The 23,276-nt window shown below is 38.4% G+C and carries 22 protein-coding genes, 2 tRNA genes and 1 rRNA gene; 23 read left to right on the plus strand and 2 right to left on the minus strand.

Features of this window, described 5'->3' with window-relative positions; all coding sequences use genetic code 11:
* Positions 1 to 61 precede the first annotated feature (61 nt).
* The 7 genes from MMB69_RS26640 to MMB69_RS26670 all read left to right on the plus strand — a co-directional run bounded on the left by MMB69_RS26640 (position 62) and on the right by MMB69_RS26670 (position 5,383).
* Positions 62 to 1,666, plus strand: coding sequence for a putative polysaccharide biosynthesis protein (locus MMB69_RS26640; RefSeq protein ID WP_221785739.1), 1,605 nt, complete (start codon positions 62 to 64; stop codon positions 1,664 to 1,666).
* Between the two features lie 12 nt (positions 1,667 to 1,678).
* The gene (gene yabN / locus MMB69_RS26645; protein WP_277448701.1) at positions 1,679 to 3,139 is read left to right on the plus strand and encodes a bifunctional methyltransferase/pyrophosphohydrolase YabN; all 1,461 of its coding nucleotides are present in this window, start codon (positions 1,679 to 1,681) and stop codon (positions 3,137 to 3,139) included.
* Positions 3,140 to 3,159: 20 nt separating this feature from the next.
* Positions 3,160 to 3,426 (plus strand): RNA-binding S4 domain-containing protein, encoded by a 267-nt coding sequence (locus MMB69_RS26650; RefSeq protein WP_013054875.1) that lies wholly within the window; start codon positions 3,160 to 3,162, stop codon positions 3,424 to 3,426.
* A 99-nt stretch (positions 3,427 to 3,525) separates the two neighbouring features.
* Positions 3,526 to 3,831, plus strand: a complete 306-nt coding sequence (gene yabP, locus MMB69_RS26655; protein ID WP_013054876.1) for a sporulation protein YabP — start codon at positions 3,526 to 3,528, stop codon at positions 3,829 to 3,831.
* Positions 3,828 to 4,451, plus strand: coding sequence for a spore cortex biosynthesis protein YabQ (gene yabQ, locus MMB69_RS26660; protein ID WP_050691224.1), 624 nt, complete (start codon positions 3,828 to 3,830; stop codon positions 4,449 to 4,451). The genes yabP and yabQ overlap by 4 nt, the downstream gene beginning before the upstream one ends.
* 4 nt (positions 4,452 to 4,455) lie before the next feature.
* Complete coding sequence (locus MMB69_RS26665) at positions 4,456 to 4,827, plus strand: FtsB family cell division protein (protein WP_221785737.1); 372 nt, start codon at positions 4,456 to 4,458, stop codon at positions 4,825 to 4,827.
* 88 nt (positions 4,828 to 4,915) lie between these two features.
* Positions 4,916 to 5,383 carry a S1 domain-containing RNA-binding protein gene (locus MMB69_RS26670; RefSeq protein WP_013054879.1) on the plus strand — a complete coding sequence of 156 codons (468 nt, stop codon included), beginning with the start codon at positions 4,916 to 4,918 and terminating at the stop codon, positions 5,381 to 5,383.
* Between the two features lie 120 nt (positions 5,384 to 5,503).
* On the opposite strand, the gene MMB69_RS26675 is transcribed toward MMB69_RS26670, so the two are convergent.
* Positions 5,504 to 5,575: transfer RNA gene (locus tag MMB69_RS26675), tRNA-Glu, on the minus strand.
* 10 nt (positions 5,576 to 5,585) lie between these two features.
* Positions 5,586 to 5,659, minus strand: a tRNA-Met gene (locus tag MMB69_RS26680).
* 302 nt (positions 5,660 to 5,961) lie between these two features.
* On the opposite strand from MMB69_RS26680, the gene spoIIE reads away from it, so the two are divergent.
* The 16 genes from spoIIE to MMB69_RS26760 all read left to right on the plus strand — a co-directional run.
* On the plus strand, positions 5,962 to 8,439 hold the full coding sequence (spoIIE, locus tag MMB69_RS26685; protein ID WP_013054880.1) for a stage II sporulation protein E: 2,478 nt from the start codon (positions 5,962 to 5,964) through the stop codon (positions 8,437 to 8,439).
* A gap of 71 nt (positions 8,440 to 8,510) precedes the next feature.
* Positions 8,511 to 9,251, plus strand: coding sequence for a VWA domain-containing protein (locus MMB69_RS26690; protein ID WP_013054881.1), 741 nt, complete (start codon positions 8,511 to 8,513; stop codon positions 9,249 to 9,251).
* Positions 9,220 to 10,185 (plus strand): protein kinase domain-containing protein, encoded by a 966-nt coding sequence (locus MMB69_RS26695; protein ID WP_221785736.1) that lies wholly within the window; start codon positions 9,220 to 9,222, stop codon positions 10,183 to 10,185. Before MMB69_RS26690 ends, MMB69_RS26695 begins: the two co-directional genes overlap by 32 nt.
* Before the next feature lie 96 nt (positions 10,186 to 10,281).
* Positions 10,282 to 11,658: a tRNA lysidine(34) synthetase TilS gene (tilS, locus tag MMB69_RS26700; protein WP_260506999.1), complete on the plus strand. Its 1,377-nt coding sequence runs from the start codon at positions 10,282 to 10,284 to the stop codon at positions 11,656 to 11,658.
* A 27-nt stretch (positions 11,659 to 11,685) separates the two neighbouring features.
* Positions 11,686 to 12,225: a hypoxanthine phosphoribosyltransferase gene (gene hpt, locus MMB69_RS26705; protein ID WP_013054884.1), complete on the plus strand. Its 540-nt coding sequence runs from the start codon at positions 11,686 to 11,688 to the stop codon at positions 12,223 to 12,225.
* Between the two features lie 93 nt (positions 12,226 to 12,318).
* Positions 12,319 to 14,229: an ATP-dependent zinc metalloprotease FtsH gene (gene ftsH / locus MMB69_RS26710; RefSeq protein WP_013054885.1), complete on the plus strand. Its 1,911-nt coding sequence runs from the start codon at positions 12,319 to 12,321 to the stop codon at positions 14,227 to 14,229.
* Between the two features lie 218 nt (positions 14,230 to 14,447).
* The gene (locus MMB69_RS26715; RefSeq protein ID WP_013054886.1) at positions 14,448 to 15,215 is read left to right on the plus strand and encodes a type III pantothenate kinase; all 768 of its coding nucleotides are present in this window, start codon (positions 14,448 to 14,450) and stop codon (positions 15,213 to 15,215) included.
* 12 nt (positions 15,216 to 15,227) lie between these two features.
* Entirely contained in the window at positions 15,228 to 16,106 is an 879-nt protein-coding gene (gene hslO / locus MMB69_RS26720; RefSeq protein WP_221785735.1) for an Hsp33 family molecular chaperone HslO, read from the plus strand.
* Between the two features lie 200 nt (positions 16,107 to 16,306).
* Entirely contained in the window at positions 16,307 to 17,245 is a 939-nt protein-coding gene (gene cysK, locus MMB69_RS26725) for a cysteine synthase A (protein WP_013054888.1), read from the plus strand.
* A 97-nt stretch (positions 17,246 to 17,342) separates the two neighbouring features.
* Positions 17,343 to 18,758, plus strand: a complete 1,416-nt coding sequence (gene pabB / locus MMB69_RS26730; protein ID WP_221785734.1) for an aminodeoxychorismate synthase component I — start codon at positions 17,343 to 17,345, stop codon at positions 18,756 to 18,758.
* 2 nt (positions 18,759 to 18,760) lie between these two features.
* Positions 18,761 to 19,342: an aminodeoxychorismate/anthranilate synthase component II gene (gene pabA / locus MMB69_RS26735; RefSeq protein ID WP_013054890.1), complete on the plus strand. Its 582-nt coding sequence runs from the start codon at positions 18,761 to 18,763 to the stop codon at positions 19,340 to 19,342.
* Positions 19,343 to 19,346: 4 nt separating this feature from the next.
* Entirely contained in the window at positions 19,347 to 20,210 is an 864-nt protein-coding gene (gene pabC, locus MMB69_RS26740; protein ID WP_277448703.1) for an aminodeoxychorismate lyase, read from the plus strand.
* A gap of 21 nt (positions 20,211 to 20,231) precedes the next feature.
* The gene (folB, locus tag MMB69_RS26745; protein WP_221785732.1) at positions 20,232 to 20,591 is read left to right on the plus strand and encodes a dihydroneopterin aldolase; all 360 of its coding nucleotides are present in this window, start codon (positions 20,232 to 20,234) and stop codon (positions 20,589 to 20,591) included.
* Complete coding sequence (folK, locus tag MMB69_RS26750; protein ID WP_277448704.1) at positions 20,592 to 21,137, plus strand: 2-amino-4-hydroxy-6-hydroxymethyldihydropteridine diphosphokinase; 546 nt, start codon at positions 20,592 to 20,594, stop codon at positions 21,135 to 21,137.
* Between the two features lie 272 nt (positions 21,138 to 21,409).
* On the plus strand, positions 21,410 to 22,894 hold the full coding sequence (gene lysS, locus MMB69_RS26755) for a lysine--tRNA ligase (RefSeq protein ID WP_098623027.1): 1,485 nt from the start codon (positions 21,410 to 21,412) through the stop codon (positions 22,892 to 22,894).
* A 281-nt stretch (positions 22,895 to 23,175) separates the two neighbouring features.
* Positions 23,176 to 23,276, plus strand: a 16S ribosomal RNA gene (locus tag MMB69_RS26760); the annotation flags it as partial.

The following is a 23,276-nucleotide window of genomic DNA, read 5'->3' on the forward strand; positions in this document are numbered from 1 at the left end:
GTTAGCGGCTAATAAAAAGAGCTGTTTATATCATTACAAGCTGCAGGTGAAAGGTGTAGGAATGCAGAAACAGTCAAAGCTCTATTCTATTTTTAACGGCGCCGTTATTTTAACGCTCGCAGGTTTATTTACGAAAATCTTAAGTGCCACTTATCGTATTCCATATCACCATATTGCGGGAGATATAGGGTTTTATATCTATCAGCAAGTTTATCCGCTATATGGAATTGCGCTACAGCTAGGTACATATGGTTTCCCTGTAATTATTTCAAAGTTAGTAGCTGAGTATGCGGTAACAAATCGGAGAAAGGAAATCCGAGGAATACTTCAAGTTTCGTTTGCTTTTTTGTTTGTAGTAGGCTGCACGATATTTGCTTTTGAATATATTTTCGCAGAAACGATTGCCGAGTGGATGGGAGATCGTAAGTTAACGGTTCTCATTCAAATTATTTCATTTTCCTTTTTACTTATTCCGTTTATTGCTGTTATTCGTGGTTATTATCAAGGATTACATAATATGTTTCCTACAGCGCTGTCTCAAATTGCAGAACAAGTTGTACGGGTAGGGACTATTTTGTGTCTGTCTATTTTTTTGATCCAACATGGGTATGATTTATATACTGCAGGGGCGGGAGCTATTTTTGGTTCTATAACAGGCGGTATAACATCCCTTATTATTTTATTTTTATTTGTTTTTAGAACAAAAACAAATTCTAAGGGAGTATTTCAACGCATAAAAAAAGCAGACATCAAGAGAATATTTAAAATCCTTGTTATTCAAGGCTTATTAATTTGTATTAGCGGTATGGGTCTGCTGTTTATCCAGCTTATTGACTCCTTTACTTTATATTCTAGTCTGACGGCGCACGGCATGGCTGAAAAAGCTTCACAAATTTTAAAAGGTATTTACGACCGCGGGCTTCCGTTGATTCAATTAGGTACAGTAGTAGGTACAGCTTTTTCGCTTTCGCTTGTACCTGTTATTTCTTCAGCCATTGCGAAAAGGAATCTATCATTTGTGGTTGAAAAAGTTCAGCTGTCTCTCCGTCTATCGCTTGTAGTCGGAGTTGGAGCAGCTTTTGGCTTGATTGCGCTGATGAAACCCATTAATATGCTTTTATACGGTGACTCCCACGGAACGGGCGTTTTACAAATTTTGAGCTTGTTAGTTATATTTACAACAGTAGCAGCAACTGCTGGAGCTGTACTGCAGGGGACGGGAGCTGTTTTTGCGCCTGTAATAGCCGTTATCGCTGGCATGGCAGTCAAACTGATATTGAATCTTTGGCTAATACCAGATTTTCAAACTATAGGAGCAGCCATTGCTTCCTCAGCTGGATTCGCTATCGTTGCAGCAATCAATCTATTTTGTCTGTATAAAAAGCTAGCTGTACCTCTTGTTCCGAAAAAGGCGAGTGGCGGTATTTTTATAACGGGCATAGCAATGGTCGTTCTTTTGCAAAGCTATTTATTTTGTTTACATCACTTTGTATGGTCTAATGGTTTAGATACAAGCAAACAAGTGGTTGAAACCGGAGCTGGTGTTTTAATAGGCGGTTTGTTTTATTTGTTTATCATTATGAAACAACACATTTTTACCGAAGAGGAATTACGTTTACTTCCAATGGGAAGTGTTTTAGCTAAATACGTATTAAAAAATAAATAAGAAGGTGAAGCAATGACAGGTAAAGTAACAGTTATTGGTTTAGGAGCAGGCGATTTAGAACAGCTACCTGTAGGCATTTATCGCTTGCTACAGCAGGAGAAGCATATTTATATGCGCACAAAAGAACATCCTGTAATCAAAGAATTAGAAAGTGAAGGCTTGACGTATGTATCCTATGATGACATATACGAATCGTATGATGCATTTGAAGAGGTATATGAACATATATCAAATGATTTAATCGATAAAGCTTCAATAGAAGAAGTGGTGTATGCCGTTCCTGGGCACCCTTTAGTGGCAGAACGTACGGTTCAATTACTTTTACAAAAAGGAAAAGAACGAGGCATTCCTGTTGAAATTAAAGGAGGACAAAGCTTCTTAGACCCGATTTTTGGTGCGCTAAAGATCGATCCTATTGAAGGGTTTCAGCTGCTAGACGGAACAGACTTAAAGAGAAGCGAAATAGAGTTAACGGGTCATGTTCTAATTGCTCAAGTATACGATCAGTTCGTTGCCTCAGAGGTAAAGCTCACGCTGATGGAACATGTTCCTGATGATTACCTCGTTTACATTGTAACAGCAGCGGGAAGCAGTGAAGAAAAAATCCAGCCGGTCAAGCTGTATGAATTGGATAGAGAAATGTCGCTCAATAACTTAACGACTATTTATGTCCCTCCAGTAGCAGACGAAACAATTTTATATCATCAATTTGACGCATTCAGAAGGATTATTGCCACGCTTAGAGGGCCAAACGGATGTCCTTGGGATCAAAAACAAACGCATGAATCGCTCAAGCGCTATTTGCTAGAAGAGTCTTATGAGTTATTAGATGCAATTGACCGTCAAGATGACGATAATATGATTGAAGAGCTCGGTGATGTATTGCTGCAAGTATTGCTTCATGCACAAATCGGTGAAGATGAAGGAATGTTTTCAATTGATGATGTCATTCGCAGTGTTTCAGAGAAAATGGTAAGACGCCATCCGCATGTATTTGGGGACGTGAGCGTGAATGATGCAGATGAGGTCTTAAAAAATTGGGATGAAATCAAAAAAGAAGAAAAAGGAGAGGAACCTTCTTCTCTGTTAGCTTCTGTACCTGAGGCTATGCCTTCTTTAATGAAAGCGCATGGATACCAAAAACAAGCTGCAAAAGTTGGTTTCGATTGGTCAGAAGTTGAACCTATGTGGGAAAAAGTACAGGAAGAACTTGCTGAATTCCAAGAGGAAGTACAGCATGCTGATAAAGAAAAAATGAGCGATGAATTTGGAGATATTTTATTTGCTTTAGTGAATATTGCAAGATTTTATAAAATTGACTCTGAAGCTGCATTAGCTAAAACGAATACAAAATTTTTAAATCGATTTCAATATATTGAAGAAAAAGTGAGAGCTTCTGAAAAACCATTTGAATCTTTTTCGTCAGAAGAGTTAGACGAATTTTGGGAAGAAGCCAAAAAAACAGGTTTGTAAAACAGAAAGGTGAGGGAATTATGAGGTTAGATAAATTTTTAAAAGTATCACGTTTAATTAAGCGCCGTACATTGGCAAAAGAAGTATCAGACAAGGGCCGTATTACGATTAATGGTATCGTTGCAAAAGCAAGCACAAATGTGAAAGTAGGAGATGAATTAGCCATCACATTTGGCACGAAGAAAATTACCGTTAAAATAGAGGCTCTTCAAGAAGCAGCTAAAAAAGAAGAAGCAGCTAATTTGTACTCAATTGTCAAAGAAGAGCGTATTTCCTCTGAAGTATAACTGATGAAGGCTTGTTCTAAATCAGCTTTCTCATTCATATGTTTTAAACAACAGATAACAAGAGCGAATGCTCTTAATGAATGAGGTGGGGATGAAGATATGAGCCAATTTTACGAAACAAGCAATTCAAACAAAGACCATACTCCAAATCATGATTTAGTGATGAAGGGTCGGCGTCTCTTAGATATCACGGGTGTGAAGCAGGTAGAGAGCTTTGACAATGAGGAATTTTTACTTGAAACAGTGATGGGTTTCTTGTCAGTTAGAGGGCAAAATCTGCAAATGAAAAATTTAGACGTTGATCAAGGAATTGTATCGATAAAAGGAAAAATCTTTGATATAGTTTACTTAGATGAGAACCAATCGGAGAAGGCTAAAGGATTCTTTAGTAAGTTGTTTCGATGAGTTTAAACATTCAGCTCTATACAATGCTTGCGATGGTATCGATGGGAAGCGGTTTAGGTGCTTCTCTCGATACTTATCGTTACTTTGTTAATCGCTCTAAATCACGCCCATGGTTTGTATTTGTGAATGACGTATTGTTTTGGATGGTGCAAGCTCTTCTCATTTTTTATGTGTTGTTTTTAGTGAATGAAGGAGAACTGCGTTTGTATGCGTTTCTTGCTTTGTTTTGCGGCTTTGCTGCGTATCAAAGCTTATTTCAATCACTGTATTTAAAAGTATTAACATTTACTGTCTCGAGCGTATTAAGTTTATATCGAGGTGTTTTAACGCTTAGTAATATTTTTTTGGTCAAGCCTATCCGCTTCTTTATTCATATTCTACTTGTAGTCGCTTTAGGAATCTACCGAGCCGTTCATAAGCTGCTCGTATTCTGTCTAAAGCTTATTTACGTACCGACCAGGTGGGTTCTTTTCGTATTTTGGAGAATGATGCCTAAACCTGTAAAACGATTTTTACATATGGGTTTTCGGTATATAGAAGGAATTTACAATCGTGCAAAGAATATGATAATGAGAATCGTTGCATGGGTGAACACTTTAAAAAACAAGGGGGACGACTAATTCAATGAGTGCGGTACGAAAAAAAAAGGTCGCGAAGTTAAATACTGATTATAGCCACAAACAAGAGCAAATTAAACAAAATACAGATCGAAAGCGTATCGGTTTAATTAGGCGTTTGACTGTTTTCGGAGTGTTGGCCTTAATCATTGGTGGATTGATGGTATCAGCTTTAATTACGCAAACCTCAGCTATTGAGAACAAAAAAGCTGAGAAGGTGAAATTAGAACAGCAGCTGACAAAATTACAAAGCAAGCAAAAGCAGTTAAAAGGTGAAGTCGTCAAGTTAAATGACGATGATTATATTAAAAAGATTGCCCGCAGAGATTATTTTTTATCAGAAGACGGGGAAATTATCTTTAATGTAAAAAAAGACTAAACGTATGGTTCGTTGACAGTGTATTTTTGCTTTTTGTATAATATAATAAATTGATTTCTTTTATCATTTAAGGAGGAGCATTTTTTTTATGTCAATCGAAGTAGGCAGCAAGTTACAGGGAAAGGTAACAGGTATTACGAACTTTGGAGCTTTTGTTGAGTTACCAGGAGGTTCAACAGGCTTGGTTCATATCAGTGAAGTAGCTGATAATTACGTAAAGGACATTAACGACCATTTAAAAGTGGGCGACGAAGTTGAAGTCAAAGTAATTAACGTTGAGAAAGATGGTAAAATCGGTCTTTCAATTAAGAAAGCGGTAGACAAACCAGAACGTCCAGAAAGACCAGAGCGTCCTGCAAGAGCGCCACGCTCAGACCGTCCACGTGATTCACGCCCACAACGTAATAACAATCGTGGTGGCGGTAATGATTTCCGTACAAAAGAAACATTCGAACAAAAAATGAATCGTTTCTTAAAAGACAGTGAAGAACGTTTATCTTCCCTAAAACGCCATACCGAATCAAAACGCGGTGGACGCGGTGCAAAACGCGGTTAACTTGCTGCTTATATCAAATAGATAGCGAGTTTTTGGAAAGTACCTTTTATCTAAAAGGTGCTTTTTTTATATGTAAAAAAGAGTAGAAAAAAAGCATGTACTGTTGTACATGCTTTTTGATGACCCGTACGGGATTCGAACCCGTGTTACCGCCGTGAAAGGGCGGTGTCTTAACCGCTTGACCAACGGGCCGTTATTCGAGTAGCGGCGGAGGGGATCGAACCCCCGACCTCACGGGTATGAACCGTACGCTCTAGCCAGCTGAGCTACACCGCCATTATACGTTCTCTAAAAGACATTTATAATAATATAAAAAAGCTGGGATATTGTCAATAACTTTTTTATTATTTTTATAGACTTTTATTTGCTTTTAAAAAAGAATGATGAGTATAGGCTTTAACAGTATCTCTGATATTTTTTAAATCGCCATGTAAGATTGTACATCTTTTTGTATAGTTTTCAATATAATACTAGAAAATAGTCGAACGATTATAGGTATTTTGCTAGTCCGTTTGACAAAATTTCACCTTTCGCCGCGATATAATAACGAATAAGTATAATTAGCGGGTGGTGGGAGAATGCAAAAGACGGAAAGAGATTTTGCAAGTCCAACAACAGAGGCGGTATTTAACCGAACTAGATTAGAAATGTCCCGTGTATTTACAAAGGCGGGTATGAAAACGGAAAAGGTGTTATTTCAATGGGGATTGTTGCTGCTAGTCGTAGGTTTTTTATTAGGACGAGCGTTAATTTTAATGAAAATCATGCCATTTGCTTTGCCATTCTTTGCAGCTGTAATGGCTATAAAGAAAGAAAAAGCACCGTTAGCAAGTTTAGCCGTATTGGCAGGGGCATTTAGTGTTTCCATTCAAAATGGAGGTACCGTATTTGCTACACTATTTGTTTTCTTACTAATTCATCGATTTAGCGGCATACTGACAATGGATCCGTTAAAAAAGCTGCCGTTCACTGTATTTAGCGCGATGTTACTTACAAAACTAACTATTTTTTATGTGTTTACCAAGGAATTCACTATGTATGATTTTACATTTGTGGCAGTAGAAGCAGGGTTGAGCTTTATCTTAACAATGATTTTCTTACAAAGCGTGCCTTTAATTTCATACCGAAAGAGAAAACAATCATTAAAAACAGAAGAAGTGATCTCTCTTATTATTTTGTTGGCATCTGTTATGACGGGGACAATAGGGTGGATGATTTACGGGCTTTCGGCTGAACATATATTATCTCGTTACTTAGTATTAGTTTTTGCGTTTGTATCTGGCCCTACGATAGGAGCTACGGTAGGGGTCGTAACCGGTTTAATTTTAAGCTTCGCGAATGTTTCCAGTTTGTATGAAATGAGTTTACTCGCTTTTTCCGGCTTGCTTGGAGGACTTTTAAAAGACGGTAAAAAGCTAGGGGCAGCTCTTGGGCTGGTTGTTGGTTCATTGCTAATTGGCCTATATGCTCAGGCAGATCAAGGTTTGACGACTAATTTGTATGAATCACTGACGGCCGTTGTCCTATTTTTATTAACCCCATCTTTTGTTTTGAAAAACTTAAGTAAACTAGTACCAGGGACATCTGAAAACATGCTTGAACAACAGCAGTACGTGCGCAAGATCCGAGATGTAACAGCGAATCGCGTAGAACAGTTCTCAAATGTTTTTCAAGCACTTTCCAAAAGCTTCACGCAAAATGGATTTTATGATGAAAAGCCAAGCGCGGATAAAGAAGTCGATTATTTCTTAAGCAGCGTTACCGAAAGGACGTGCCAATTTTGTTTTAAAAAAGAACAATGTTGGGCACAGCAGTTTGATACAACCTATGAATATATGAAGGAAATTATGCTTGAAGTTGATAATGGCACTCTTGAGCAAAATCCAAGACTAATTCGAGAAATGGACAAACATTGTGTGAAATCGAAAAAAGTCATCGATGTGATTGAGCATGAACTTACGTATTTTAAAGCCAATCAGCACTTAAAAGCCCAAATTCAAGAAAGTAGAAGGATTGTAGCAGAACAGCTTCACGGTGTTTCTGAAGTCATGGGGAATTTTGCAAAAGAAATTAAGCGAGAGCGCGAAAATTTAAATGTACAAGAAGAACAGATTTTAGAAGCTCTTCGTAACTTTGGGATGGAAATCAATCAAATTGAAATTTATAGCTTAGAACCTGGAAATGTAGATATTGAAATGTGGGTGCCATATTGTCACGGAAGAGGAGAATGCGAGAAGATTATTGCGCCAATGCTTACAGATATTTTAGGTGAAAGTATTGTAGTAAAGAACGAAGAATGTGCTAAATATCCTCAAGGCTATTGCCACGTTTCGTTTGGCTGTACAAAAGCGTACGTTGTTGATACAGGCGTAGCACATGCTGCTAAAGGCGGAGGGTTTGTATCCGGTGACAGCTACTCCATGATTGAGCTAAACGCCGGTAAGTATGCACTAGCTATTAGCGATGGTATGGGGAATGGAGAGCGTGCCCACTATGAAAGCAGCGAAACGCTTCAGCTGTTAAAACAAATTTTACAAACAGGAATAGAAGAGACAATTGCAATTAAATCGATTAACTCTATTTTATCGCTGCGTACAAACGATGAGATCTTTTCTACGTTAGACTTAGCGATGATTGACTTACAAGATGCTAATGTAAACTTCTTGAAAATCGGTTCTACACCAAGCTTTATCAAACGTGGAGATAAGGTGATTAAAATACAGGCAAGTAATTTGCCAATGGGCATTATTGAAGAATTTGAAGTGGATGTTGTGAATGAACAAATGAAGGCGGAAGACTTATTAATTATGATGAGTGACGGCGTATTTGAAGGACCGAAACACGTTGAGAACTACGAAATGTGGATGAAGCGAAAAATTGGCGAGCTTCAAACAAACGATCCACAAGAAATTGCAGACTTAATTATGGAAGAAGTTATTCGAACAAAATCAGGTTTAATTGAAGATGATATGACGGTAGTTGTGGCAAAACTTCAGCACAATACCCCGAAATGGTCATCGATTCCTTCTTACGCTTATCGTAAAAAAGCACAATAGTTAGATAGAAGTATATTTTATCTCCTCCTCGTCTATCATGTTAATACTGATAATGAGGAGGGGATTTTTTTATGAAAAAAGGTACATTGAAACAGATGTTGGTCATTACGGACGGTGGTTCGAATACAGGTGAAGATCCGGTAGCAATGGCAGCACTGGCTAAAGAACAAGGGATTAGTGTAAACGTTATTGGTGTGATGGAAGAGGACACAATTGATGAGCAAAGCACGAATGAAATAGAAGGCATTGCCATGTCAGGCGGTGGCGTGAGTCAAATTGTTTACGTAAAACAGCTTTCTCAAACTGTTCAAATGGTTACAAGACAGGCAATGACGCAAACACTTCAAGGCGTTGTAAATAAAGAACTTCAGCAAATTCTAGGTTCCTCTAATTCAAGATTAGAAGAGTTATCTCCTGAGAAGCGAGGAGAAATCATGGAAGTCGTTGATGAGCTTGGCGAAACGGTTGACTTAGAGATTCTTATTTTAGTTGACATGAGCGGAAGTATGAAAAATAAGCTTCCTACTGTAAAGGAGTCGCTGTTAGATTTATCGTTAAGCTTGAATGCTCGGATGGGGCATAATCAATTTTCAATCTTTTTATTTCCTGGGAAAAAGAAAGATGTAGAGAAGCTAATGGACTGGAATCCAAGATTAGAGTCGCTTTCAACGATTTTTCCAAAACTAACAGCAGGAGGTATTACGCCTACTGGACCGGCTATCAAAGAGGCTACTCATTATTTCACCAAAAAGCGCTCATTGAGAGGGTTGTTGAAAAATAATGAACAATACATTGAAGAATCAGGTATGTAACCTATCTCCGGGAACAGAAATTCAAGGGAAATGGCATCACGTCCATTATAAAATTCTTGAGAAATTAGGCGTGGGGGCAACTGGAGTTGTCTATTTAGTTCAATTAGTAAACGGAACGCTAGCAGCGTTAAAAATAAGCTTTTCCAACATGTCTGTTACAGCAGAAGTGAATGTATTAAAAAAGCTCTCTCAAGTCAAAGACAAAGTGCTAGGACCGCGCTTACTTGATGTAGATGATTGGAGCTATGGTTCTCATGCTCTTTCCTTCTATGTAATGGAGTATGTGAAAGGGCAGCCTCTCCTTTCCTTTATCTCAACAAGAGGGACAGAATGGCTGCAAGTATTTGCAAGTCAGCTCTTAACAGACTTGGAAAACCTTCATGAAGAAGGTTGGGTATTTGGCGATTTAAAACCAGAAAACCTGGTCGTAACATCTAACCCTGTAAAAGTTCGATGGATTGACGTGGGAGGAACAACTCTGCAAGGGCGGTCAATAAAAGAATTTACCGACTTTTATGATCGAGCGCACTGGGGGCTTGGCTCCCGAAAAGCAGAACCGACCTATGATTTGTTTGCTGCATCTATGGTTTTGATTCACGCAGCTTATGGCAAGCGAATTAATAAAACAGACAAACCGGCTGAACAATTAACACAATTTATATTAACAACAAAGCAGTTGGAACCTTTCGGAGACGTTTTGTATCAAGCGGTTACGGGAAAGTATAAGTCAGCTAAAGAAATGAAAATAGAGGTGTTATCGGTCGAAAAAAGAAGAGGGGCAAAAAGTAAAGGAACAAAGCCTCAAAACGTTCGTCAACCGTCTGCCCCTCGTGTTAAAGTAAAGAAGAAGCGTTCTCACGTGTTAGAGACGCTACTACTTTGTACGTCCGTAATGTTGATTTATATTTTATATCTATTTATTCAAGTGCTATAAAGTTTGGAGAAATTGTGAAACTTTCCTTATAGTCATTCGTATAAAGTAAATTAATGATACATTATTGCGTGTACATTATAAGGATGAGTCATTCCTATGGAAAAGCAAGTGAACAATTTTATGACAAAACATCAGTTATTATCCGCAGGCTCTACGGTGGTTGTAGGTATTTCTGGTGGTCCTGATTCTTTAGCACTGCTGCATTTCTTATGGAGTCTGAAAGAGCAAAAATCTCTCACGATTATTGCTGCTCATGTTGATCATATGTTCCGGGGCAAAGAGTCACAGCAAGATATGGAATATGTGCAGAACTACTGCAAACAATTGAATATTAAATGTGAGGCGAAGCAGATTGATGTTACTGCCTATCAGAAGGAAAGAAAGTTATCTTCTCAAGTAGCAGCCAGAGAATGCCGCTATACATTTTTTACTCATGTTATGAAGAAGCACAAAGCAAATCTTCTTGCATTAGGACATCACGGAGATGATCAGATTGAAACGATGTTAATGCGAATGGTCCGAGGTAGTACGATGAATGGATACGCAGGGATGCAGCCCAAGCGGCCATATGCGGATGGATTTATTATTAGGCCGTTCCTAGCCGTAACGAAAGAAGAAATCAATCGCTACTGTAAGCTACATGGGCTTACCCCTCGGATTGATCCGAGTAATGAGAAAGACTCGTACACGAGAAATCGGTTTCGCCATTACGTTTTGCCATTTTTAAAGCAAGAAAACGCAGCTGTACATGAAAAATTTCAACAATTTAGCGAGAACTTGCATGAAGATCAAGCATACTTAGAGGAATTAACGACCGATGTGATGAATAAAGTAATGAGAAAGAAATTGCAAAATGAAATTCTCATTGATAGAGATTGTTTTCTAAGGATACGCAAGCCTTTACAAAGGCGTGGTATTCAACTAATATTAAACTATCTCTATAAAGAAATTCCTCCAACCCTTTCCTCAACGCATGTTGACACGTTAGTAGGATTTTGTGAAAGTGAAAAACCGTCTGGGACGCTTGACTTTCCAAATGGTTTACGTATTATCCGATCTTACAACGACTGTCTTTTCACCTTTAATGAGGGGGACATCGAACCATATGAATTTATTGTTCCGATTCCAGGGGTCGTCGAGCTTCCAAATGGTCACCAGCTTATTTGTGAAATACATAATAAAGTCGAAGATATAAAAGGAAACGATGTTTTTCTTTTAGATGAAGCTCACGATTTACAATCATTAAAGGTAAGGACACGAAAAAATGGCGATAAAATGCGAGTAAAGGGCATGAAGGGACATAAAAAAGTAAAGGATATTTTTATCGATGAAAAAATCCCTTTACACTTCAGAGATCATTGGCCGGTAGTGGAAGATAGCCAAGGAACTATTTTGTGGCTACCTGGTTTGAAAAAATCTGCTTATGAACTGCATACACATAAGTCCAGATATGTTATTTTATACTATAAGTAGCGAAAACTTCTAGGAGGCAAGTAAGGAATGAAGCAGGATATTCAAGAAATTTTGATTTCAGAAGAAGAAATACAACAGAAAGTAAAAGAATTGGGTAAGCTATTATCTGAGGAATACGCTGACCGTTTTCCTTTGGTAATCGGTGTATTAAAAGGCGCTATGCCTTTTATGTCTGATCTAATTAAGCGTGTTGATACATATTTAGAAATGGATTTTATGGATGTATCAAGTTATGGCAATGCGATGGTTTCTTCTGGTGAAGTAAAAATCCTAAAAGATTTAGATACATCAGTTGAAGGTCGAGACATTCTTATCTTAGAGGATATTATCGACAGCGGCTTAACGCTTAGCTATCTTGTAGAGTTATTCAAGTACCGTAAAGCTAAGTCAATTAAGATTGTCACACTCTTAGACAAACCAACAGGTCGTAAAGCATCTATTAAAGCAGATTACGTTGGATTTGAAGTACCTGATGCATTCGTAGTAGGGTATGGATTAGATTATCAAGAAAAATATCGTAACCTGCCGTATATTGGGGTTCTTAAACCGCAAGTATACAGCAATTAATAAGCACATATCCAAGTGCAATTTATTGGATAGGATAAATGTTCTATGTTAGTATTGAATACAGTATTTGTTTATCGTGGGAGGAGGTAAGAAATGAATCGGATCTTCCGTAATACCATCTTTTATTTACTTATATTTTTAGTCATTATTGGCGTGGTAAGCTTCTTTAGTGGCTCTAATCAAAAAGCAGAACCAATGAGATACGATACATTTGTTCAACACTTAGACAAAGGTGATGTGAAATCACTCTCTATGAAGCCTGAAAGAGGCGTGTATGTTGTGCAAGGGAAGTTAGATTCTTATAAAAAGGATCAAACGTTCCAAACTTACATCGTAGATGGTGACAAAGCACTTGATCGTATTGACGCTGCTTCAGAAAATAATCAAGTAGAAGTTGATTTTAAACCTGCTGATGAAACAAGCGGCTGGGTAACGTTCTTTACGTCAATCATTCCGTTTGTTATTATTTTCATCCTATTCTTCTTCTTACTGAACCAAGCTCAAGGTGGCGGAAGCCGCGTTATGAACTTCGGTAAAAGTAAGGCTAAGCTTTACAGTGAAGAAAAGAAAAAGGTTAAATTTAAAGACGTAGCTGGTGCAGACGAAGAAAAGCAAGAACTTGTGGAAGTTGTTGAGTTCTTAAAAGATCCTCGTAAGTTCGCAGAGCTAGGTGCAAGAATTCCGAAGGGTGTCTTACTTGTGGGACCTCCTGGTACTGGTAAAACATTATTAGCAAGAGCTGTTGCTGGTGAAGCAGGCGTTCCTTTCTTCTCTATCAGTGGTTCAGACTTTGTTGAAATGTTTGTTGGGGTCGGTGCTTCTCGTGTTCGTGATTTATTCGAAAATGCGAAGAAGAATGCTCCATGTATTATCTTTATTGATGAAATCGATGCTGTAGGTCGTCAACGTGGCGCAGGTCTTGGTGGCGGACACGATGAGCGTGAACAAACATTGAACCAATTGCTTGTTGAGATGGATGGTTTTGGTGCTAACGAAGGTATCATTATCATTGCAGCAACAAACCGCCCGGATATTTTAGATCCAGCGTTATTACGTCCAGGCCGCTTCGACCGTCAAATTACGGTAGATCGTCCAGATGTAAATGGCCGTGAAGCAGTGCTTAAAGTACATGCTCGCAATAAGCCTTTAGATGAATCAGTAAACTTAAAAGCAATTGCTATGCGTACGCCAGGTTTCTCAGGTGCAGATCTCGAAAACTTGTTAAACGAAGCTGCCTTAGTAGCTGCTAGACAGGACAAAAAGAAAATTGAAATGGTTGACATTGACGAAGCAACAGACCGCGTAATTGCAGGTCCAGCTAAGAAAAGTCGAGTTATTTCTAAAAAAGAACGCAATATTGTTGCTTATCATGAAGCAGGACATACAATTATCGGTGTCGTATTAGACGAAGCTGATATGGTACATAAAGTAACCATTGTTCCACGTGGGCAAGCTGGTGGATATGCTGTTATGTTACCAAAAGAAGATCGCTACTTTATGACGAAGCCAGAGCTGCTGGATAAAATTGTTGGATTGCTTGGTGGTCGCGTAGCTGAGGAAATTATTTTCGGCGAAGTGAGTACAGGTGCTCACAATGACTTCCAGCGTGCAACAAGCATCGCTCGTAAAATGGTAACAGAATACGGTATGAGTGAAAAGTTAGGACCAATGCAATTCGGTCAATCACAACAAGGCCAAGTATTCTTAGGTCGTGATTTACACAGTGAACAAAACTACAGTGATGCGATTGCTCATGAAATTGATAATGAAATTCAACGTTTCATTAAAGAAAGCTATGAGCGTGCGAAGCAGATCTTAACGGAAAACCGTGACAAGTTAGAGCTTGTAGCTCAAACATTGTTAGAAGTAGAAACGTTAGACGCTGAGCAAATCAACCACTTAGTAGATCATGGAACTCTTCCAGATCGTTCTAGTCACGTAACAGATGAAGATGTTAAAGTAAACATCCAAACAAAGACAGACGACGAAGAGCCAAAAGCATAAGAAAATAAAAATCAGTGGAGATATTCTCCACTGATTTTTTTAATGGGCAAAAGTTAGGTTTGGTAAAAGGTTTTCGTATATATGGTGGATAAGTAGGATATCCACTAGAGAATCGTGTCATTATATTCCTATTTTATCTAGAATATACACGTCTATTTACCAGTTATGGTATGATGGTTTCAGTGTGAATACTGAATTTATATAAAGTGGTGATTGAAATGATTTTTGTATTAGATGTTGGAAATACGAATACGGTATTAGGTGTATACGATGGAGATGAATTAAAGTATCACTGGCGTGTAGAAACAAGCCGTAATAAAACAGAAGACGAGTATGGCATGACAATCAAAGCCTTGCTTGAGCACGTTAGTTTATCTTTTAAAGATATTCATGGTATTATTATTTCCTCTGTTGTTCCTCCTATTATGTTTGCATTGGAGAGAATGTGTCAAAAGTATTTTCATTTAAAGCCGCTTGTTGTTGGTCCTGGAATTAAGACGGGTTTAAATATTAAATATGAAAATCCGCGTGAAGTGGGAGCAGACCGTATTGTAAATGCTGTTGCTGGAATTCAGCTGTACGGAAGCCCTTTAATTATCGTTGATTTTGGTACCGCAACCACGTATTGCTATATTGATGAAAATAAGCAATATATGGGTGGTGCGATTGCCCCTGGTATTAATATTTCGACAGAAGCTCTTTATTCAAGAGCATCTAAGCTTCCGCGAATTGAAATTGCGCGACCAAATAGCATTGTGGGAAAAAATACAGTATCTGCGATGCAAGCAGGTATTTTATATGGATACGTTGGACAAGTAGAAGGAATTGTAGCAAGAATGAAAGAGCAAGCAACAGTAAATCCTAAAGTTATTGCTACTGGAGGACTCGCAACATTGATTGCTAAAGAGTCGGATATTATTGATATTGTGGATCCATTTTTGACTTTAAAAGGATTGCAAATAATTTATACAAAAAATATGGAGTAAGAGGTGTATATTATGGGTGACTATTTAGTAAAAGCACTAGCTTACAATAGTCAAGTTCGCGCTTATGCAGTAAAAACAACGGATACAGTTGGAGAAGCGCAGCGCCGTCACTATACATGGCCTACAGCTTCTGCAGCATTGGGACGTTCAATGACTGCGGGAGTCATGATGGGGGCTATGCTAAAGGGTGAGCAAAAGCTAACAATTAAAATTGAAGGCCGCGGCCCAATTGGCGTTATTTTAGTAGATAGCAATGCTAAAGGGGAAGTGCGTGGATATGTAACGAATCCACAAACGCACTTCGATTTAAATCAGCATGGAAAATTAGATGTAGCACGTGCTGTAGGTACAGATGGCACGCTAAGTGTCGTAAAAGATATCGGAATGCGTGATCAATTTAACGGACAAGTACCTATTGTATCGGGAGAATTAGGAGAAGATTTCACGTATTATTTCGTGACATCTGAACAAGTTCCATCTTCAGTAGGTGTAGGTGTACTTGTTAACCCTGATAACACAATCTTAGCTGCGGGCGGATTTATCATTCAGCTTCTGCCAGGAACAGATGATAAAACGATTACAGCTATTGAACAACGATTACAAACGATTGAGCCCATTTCAAAACTGATTCAAAAAGGTCTTTCTCCTGAGGAAATCTTAGAAGAAGTTCTTGGAAAAGAAAATGTAAAGTTTCTGGAGACAATGCCTGTAGAGTTCAAATGTCAGTGCTCAGAAGAAAGAATTGCTAATGCCATTATCAGCTTAGGAAAAGAAGAGATTCAATCAATGATTGAGGAAGACGGCCAAGCTGAAGCCCAGTGTCATTTCTGTAATGAAACCTATCGTTTTGATAAAAAGCAGCTTGAAGAAATGAAAGAACAAGCAATTTAAATGAAATAAAAGATTCTTAAAAGGCGTCATTTTATAAATGAGCGCCTTTTTTATAGATATCAAGTTCTATTTCTGTATATATTGATCTAAAAATATAACAAAATTAGGTAAATGGAAAGACAAAATGATTGACAATTTAGAAAACATCTGATAAATTGTATACAAAATCAATAAAATTAGTTGGTATTAGGAGTGGTCATATGGCACGTATTGCAAATTCAATTACAGAGTTAATTGGTCAAACACCAATCGTAAAACTAAACCGTCTAGTTGAAGAAGATATGGCGGATGTATATTTAAAATTAGAATTTATGAACCCAGGAAGCAGCGTAAAAGATCGTATCGCATTAGCAATGATTGAAGATGCGGAAGCAAAAGGTGTGTTAAAACCTGGCGACACAATCATTGAACCAACAAGCGGTAACACAGGAATTGGCTTAGCAATGGTAGCTGCAGCAAAAGGATACCGTGCTATTTTAACAATGCCTGAAACGATGAGTATTGAGCGTCGTAATCTGCTTCGTGCGTACGGTGCAGAGTTAGTGTTAACACCAGGTCCAGAAGGAATGAAAGGGGCGGTTAATAAAGCAACTGAGCTTGCAAAAGAGCACGGCTACTTTATTCCTCAACAGTTCCAAAACGAGGCAAACCCAGAAGTGCACCGTCAAACAACGGCTAAAGAGATCATCGAGCAGTTTGGCGATCAGCTAGATGGATTTGTGGCAGGTATCGGTACTGGCGGTACTATTACAGGTGCTGGTGAAGTGTTGAAAGAAAAGTACCCAAATATCAAAATTTATGCGGTAGAGCCAGCTGATTCTCCGATTTTAAGCGGTGGTCAACCAGGACCTCATAAAATTCAAGGAATTGGTGCAAACTTTGTTCCGGATACGCTTAACACAGAAGTATATGACGAAGTTGTCGCTGTTCAAAACGACCAAGCTTTTGAATATGCCCGTAAAGTAGCAAAAACAGAAGGTGTACTAGTAGGTATCTCTTCTGGGGCTGCGATTTATGCTGCGTTAAAGGCTGCAAAACAGCTTGGAAAAGGTAAAAAAGTGTTAGCGATTATTCCAAGTAACGGTGAGCGTTACTTAAGTACTCCGTTGTTCCAATTCGAAGAACAAACACAAGCATAAAAACGATAAAAAAACAGCTTCTATATGAAGCTGTTTTTTTTCATCTGAGAATCATGTAAAATGAAAGCAGGTGATTTATTTTTAGGAGAGTGAACAAATGCAGCAAAGAATGACTTGGGGCGAATCTATTTCTATCTCTAAAAACCAATGGTTCAAAAAATATCAAGAGTTGTCAAAAGAGGAACCGAATCATATCCTGCTTGAAAGCGGTCGAGGCGGAAAGTTTCAAATGATGGGATTAAAACCTGTAGCCATTTTGCGAGGCGAACAAAACGAGCTTCATATCAAAATGGATGGCCAAGCTACTGTTCAAAAAGGTAATCCGCTTCATCTTATGCGAGACTGGGTGAAGAAGTTTGAAGCGGAGGTGAATCCAGATCTTCCTCCTTTTCAAGGTGGAGCAATTGGCTTTATTAGCTATGATTATATCCGCTATGTAGAAACTATACCTGAACTTGCTGAAGATTCATTGAAAACGCCGGACGTTTATTTCCTTATTTTCGATGACGTATTTGTATACGATCAAGAAAAGGAAAAGCTCTGGATTATCGTTAATGACGAAGCAGATTGTAAAGAGCAGGCACATAAGCGTATTGATCAATACAAAAAGGACTGGATGGAGGCAAGTGCTGAAGGACTCTCATATGAGCGGATTCATCGTGTTGCCGAAAAGAGTGAGGTTTCGATGTCTGAAGCTGCTTTTTCAGATGCCACAACTCGCGTACATGAGTACATTGGGCAAGGCGATGTGTTTCAAGTGAACTTATCTGTTCGACAGTCTCAACAGCTTCAAACTCATCCTATGCATATCTACGAACAGGTACGAAAAATCAACCCGTCTCCTTACATGTCTTATATGCAGACAGAAGAATTTCACATTGTGAGCTGTTCACCAGAACTATTAGTGAAAAAAGCCGGTGATGAAATCAGTACGAGACCGATTGCGGGAACGCGCTCTCGAGGTAAGGATGATCAAGAAGACCAACAGTTAGCGGATGAGCTTATTCATAACGAAAAAGAGCGTGCAGAGCATGTGATGCTTGTCGACTTGGAGCGTAATGATCTTGGTAGAGTAAGCGAATATGGTACGGTTCATGTTGACGAGTTTATGGTTATTGAAAAGTATTCACATGTGATGCATATTGTGTCTAATGTAAAAGGCAAGCTCGCGCGCAATAAAGATTTTGTAGATATTGTAGATGCGGTTTTTCCTGGAGGAACGATTACTGGAGCACCTAAAGTTCGTACAATGGAAATCATTGAAGAACTTGAACCAGTTCGACGAGGAATTTATACAGGATCGATTGGTTGGATTGGGTTCAATGGAGATATGGAATTAAATATTGCGATTCGCACTATGATTATTCAAGACGGCCAAGCTTATGTGCAGGCTGGTGCGGGTGTTGTGATTGATTCAAATCCGAAACACGAATACAAAGAATCACTGAAAAAAGCAATTGCACTATGGAAAGCAAAAGAGCAGAGCGAAAATGAGCTGAGTGAGGGTGAGTAAAGATGATATTAATGATTGATAATTATGATTCTTTTACGTTTAATTTAGTACAGTATTTAGGTGAGCTAGGGCATGAGCTTCTTGTAAAAAGAAATGATGAAATTACACTTTCTGAAATTGAAGTGCTAAATCCAGATTTCTTGATGATCTCCCCGGGACCATGCAGTCCTAACGAAGCGGGAATCAGTCTAGAAGCCATCGAGTATTTTGCAGGTAAGATTCCAATATTTGGCGTATGCTTAGGGCATCAGTCGATTGGGCAAGCTTTTGGAGGGAATGTGATTCGTGCGGATAAATTAATGCACGGTAAAACATCTGAAATGCATCATGATGGCCGTACTATCTTTAAAGGTCTTGATAATCCGTTCACGGCAACGCGATATCATTCTTTGATTGTAGAAAAAAGTTCACTGCCGGATTGTTTTGAAATTTCAGCGTGGACAGCAGAAGATGAAATTATGGCGATTCGCCATAAATCATTACCTATTGAAGGGGTACAGTTCCACCCTGAATCTATCATGACTTCTTACGGTAAAGAAATGCTGAAGAATTTTATTGAAACTTACGAAAAAAAGCGAGTGTAATGATATGTATATATACGTAAATGGCGAAGTAAAGCCTGCATCTGAAGCCACTATTTCTCCGTTTGATCACGGATATATGTATGGACTAGGGCTGTTTGAAACATTACGAGTTTATGAAGGTCATCCATTTTTAGTGGAAGATCATCTGGATCGACTGCGTAGCAGCTTACATGAATTAAATATTGTATGGGACTACTCTACACAGGACGTGTTGGGAATCATTAATAGTCTGTTAATGAAAAACAATGAGAGAAATGCGTATGTTCGATTAAATGTCTCAGCAGGAAATGGCGGAATTGGATTGCAAGTGGAAGAATACGATAAGCCATCTACAATCGTATATATGAAATCAATGCCTCATCCATCGAGCCCCCTTGTAAAAGAGGGGCTTATTCTTGAGACGAAACGAAATACGCCTGAAGGAACCATGAGGTTGAAGTCTCATCATTATTTAAATAATGTACTAGCTAAACGAGAAGTTGGTTCAGACTTAAATAAAGAGGGTATCTTTTTAACAAAAGAAGGGTTCTTAGCCGAAGGTATTGTGTCAAATTTATTTTTTGTAAAAGATGATTGTGTATATACGCCGTCTCTTGAAACAGGTATCTTAAATGGAATTACGAGACAGTTTATCTTTACGCTTTTACAAAAGAAAAACATAGAGGTTGTAGAAGGCTTATTTACGGTGGAACAGCTCTTAGAGGGTGATGAAGCTTTCGTTACAAATTCCATTCAAGAAATCGTACCTCTTCGAAGTATAAAGGATAAGCAGTTTTCAGTAGGAGACCATACGCTGACAGCTCAGTTGCAAAAAGAGTATCGCTCTTACACGATGTCGCTAATGAGTCGACACGAGCTACATGTATAAAAGCAAAAGGAGAGGCTAAAGATGGATAAAATTTATGTGAATGATATGCGTTTCTATGGATATCATGGCGTATTTCCAGAAGAAAATAAATTAGGGCAGCGTTTTCACGTGGATTTAACTGTAGAACTGGATTTAAAGCAGGCTGGTACTACGGATAATTTAGAATACTCGGTGAGCTATGCAGATTTATACCAAACATGTCAGGAAGTTGTAGAGAAGCGCACGTTCAATTTAGTTGAAACGGTGGCCGAAACGATTGCATCTGAATTGCTTGCTAATTACGAACTCGTGCAGGCTTGTACAGTAAAGGTATATAAGCCCGATCCGCCAATTCCGGGTTATTATCAATCGGTAGCTATTGAAATTAAAAGGAGCCGTTGAATGACAACAGAAGCATATATTGCATTAGGATCAAATATTGAAAATCGAATGGAACATTTGAAGTCCGGAGTTACAGGCTTGATGAAGCACTCTGAGATTAAGGTAGTGGCTGTTTCATCTGTTTATGAAACGGCCCCGGTCGGGTATACGAATCAAGCAAGCTTTTTAAACATGGTAGTAAAAATACAAACAACGTATTCGTCAGAGCGCCTTTTAGATTGTTTGCAAGCCATTGAACAAGCGGCAGGCCGAAAAAGAGAGATTGTATGGGGACCTAGAACCCTTGATTTAGATATCTTACTTTATAGTAATGAAGTCATTCATACGGATAGACTGAGCGTCCCTCATCCCCGAATGTTTGAACGGGCGTTTGTGATGGTTCCTCTAAACGAACTAGCTCCATCTCTTATTCTCCCTGTAGCAGAAGAAAAAGTCGAAATCATCACAACACGTTTATCGGATTTAAAAGATGTAAAATTATTTCGAGAGCAAACAACTGGTATACTAGACATGTTCGAAAATAATAGTAATGATTTGCATAAGTGAAAATGAATCTTATTAGTTGATTCATTTTTAGATTGGCGTAAAGTAGAGTTCTGAGTAAAAACTTTGAGATTTGGGTTCGCAGGTTGTTGGTCTATTCGGTAGCTTGTTAGAGAAATCGAAGAAAAAGAGAAGCACAGCGAGAATAAAGCGATTTGACATAGAGAAACGACTGAACCTATAATAATTTTAAAGAAACGTAGTAGTTGCCAGTAAACATGCTGGCCTTTTTTCTGTTTCGGAAAACTTAATTATACGATGGAGATGAGTAAACGATGAGTCATGAAGAATTAAATGATCAATTTCTCGTTCGTCGCGAAAAAATGAGCAACCTACGAGATCAAGGTATTGATCCGTTTGGTCAACGTTTTGAACGTACACATACATCACAGCAATTAATTAGTGAGTATGACGAGTTAACAAAAGAACAGTTAGAAGAAAATGAAGTGCCTGTGTCATTAGCTGGTCGTATTATGACAAAGCGTGGAAAAGGAAAAGCAGGTTTCGCTCACGTTCAAGATTTAACAGGACAAATTCAGCTTTATGTACGTAAAGATGCAATTGGCGAAGAACAGTACGAAATCTTCAGCAGCGTAGATATCGGTGACTTGGTAGGGGTTGAAGGTGTTTTATTCAAAACAAAAGTTGGCGAACTTTCTATTAAAGTAAAAGATTTTACGTTACTAACAAAAGCGCTTCGTCCACTTCCAGATAAATATCATGGTTTAAAAGATATTGAACAGCGTTACCGTCAACGTTACTTAGATTTAATTACAAACCCAGAAAGTAAACAAACATTTATCTCAAGAAGCCGTATTATTCAATCGATGCGCCGTTACTTAGATAATCATGGATATTTAGAAGTTGAAACACCGATGATGCATTCAATCGCAGGTGGAGCAGCAGCTCGTCCGTTTGTGACACACCACAATGCGCTTGATATGGAACTTTATATGCGTATTGCGATTGAACTTCATTTAAAACGTTTAATCGTAGGTGGATTAGAAAAAGTATATGAAATTGGCCGTGTATTCCGTAATGAAGGTGTATCTACACGTCACAATCCTGAATTTACAATGATTGAATTGTACGAAGCGTATGCGGACTACAAAGATATCATGGCTTTAACAGAGAACTTAATTGCACATATTGCGCAAGAAGTACTTGGCACAACAAAGATTCAGTATGGCGATCAAGAGGTAGATTTAACTCCAGAGTGGACAAGACTTCATATGGTCGATGCTATTAAACAATATACGGGCGTAGACTTCTGGGGAGAAACATCTGTTGAAGAAGCTCGTGCTTTAGCGAAAGAACACGGGGTAGAAATCAATGAACATATGCAATATGGACATATTGTAAATGAATTCTTTGAACAAAAAGTAGAAGAGCAGTTAATTCAACCAACGTTCATTTACGGACATCCTGTAGAGATCTCTCCATTGGCTAAGAAAAATGCGGAAGATCCACGTTTTACTGACCGTTTTGAGCTGTTTATCGTTGCACGTGAACACGCGAACGCATTTACAGAGCTAAATGATCCAATTGACCAACGTGAGCGTTTTGAAGCTCAGTTGAAAGAGAAAGAGCAAGGAAACGATGAAGCACATGAGATGGATGATGACTTCATTGAGGCATTAGAATATGGTATGCCACCTACAGGTGGTCTAGGAATCGGTATTGACCGCCTTGTTATGTTACTAACAAATGCACCGTCAATCCGTGATGTACTATTATTCCCACATATGCGTCAACGCTAAAAAAGAGATGGCTACGGCCATCTTTTTTTAGTTAATAATATTAGAAAATTTAAACTTTTAATTTACCCCTTGTTTTTATGAAAACGATTTGGTATATTTATATATGTTGCTAACGCAGACAAGCGAAAACAACAAAAAGAAATAAAAAAGTTGTTGACATTACGTTAATAACTTGATAAGATAGTAAAGTCGCTTAAGAGCGGCGGTTGAACTTTGAAAACTGAACAAAGCGACAAACGTCAACGTTAATTTTTATTTTTAAATTGAGCAAGTCAAACATTTCTTCGGAGAGTTTGATCCTGGCTCAGGATGAACGCTGGCGGCGTGCCTAATACATGCAAGTCGAGCGAACTGATTAGAAGCTTGCTTCTATGACGTTAGC

Source organism: Priestia sp. P5, from assembly GCF_029522155.1.
GTDB classification, from domain to species: domain Bacteria; phylum Bacillota; class Bacilli; order Bacillales; family Bacillaceae_H; genus Priestia; species Priestia megaterium_E.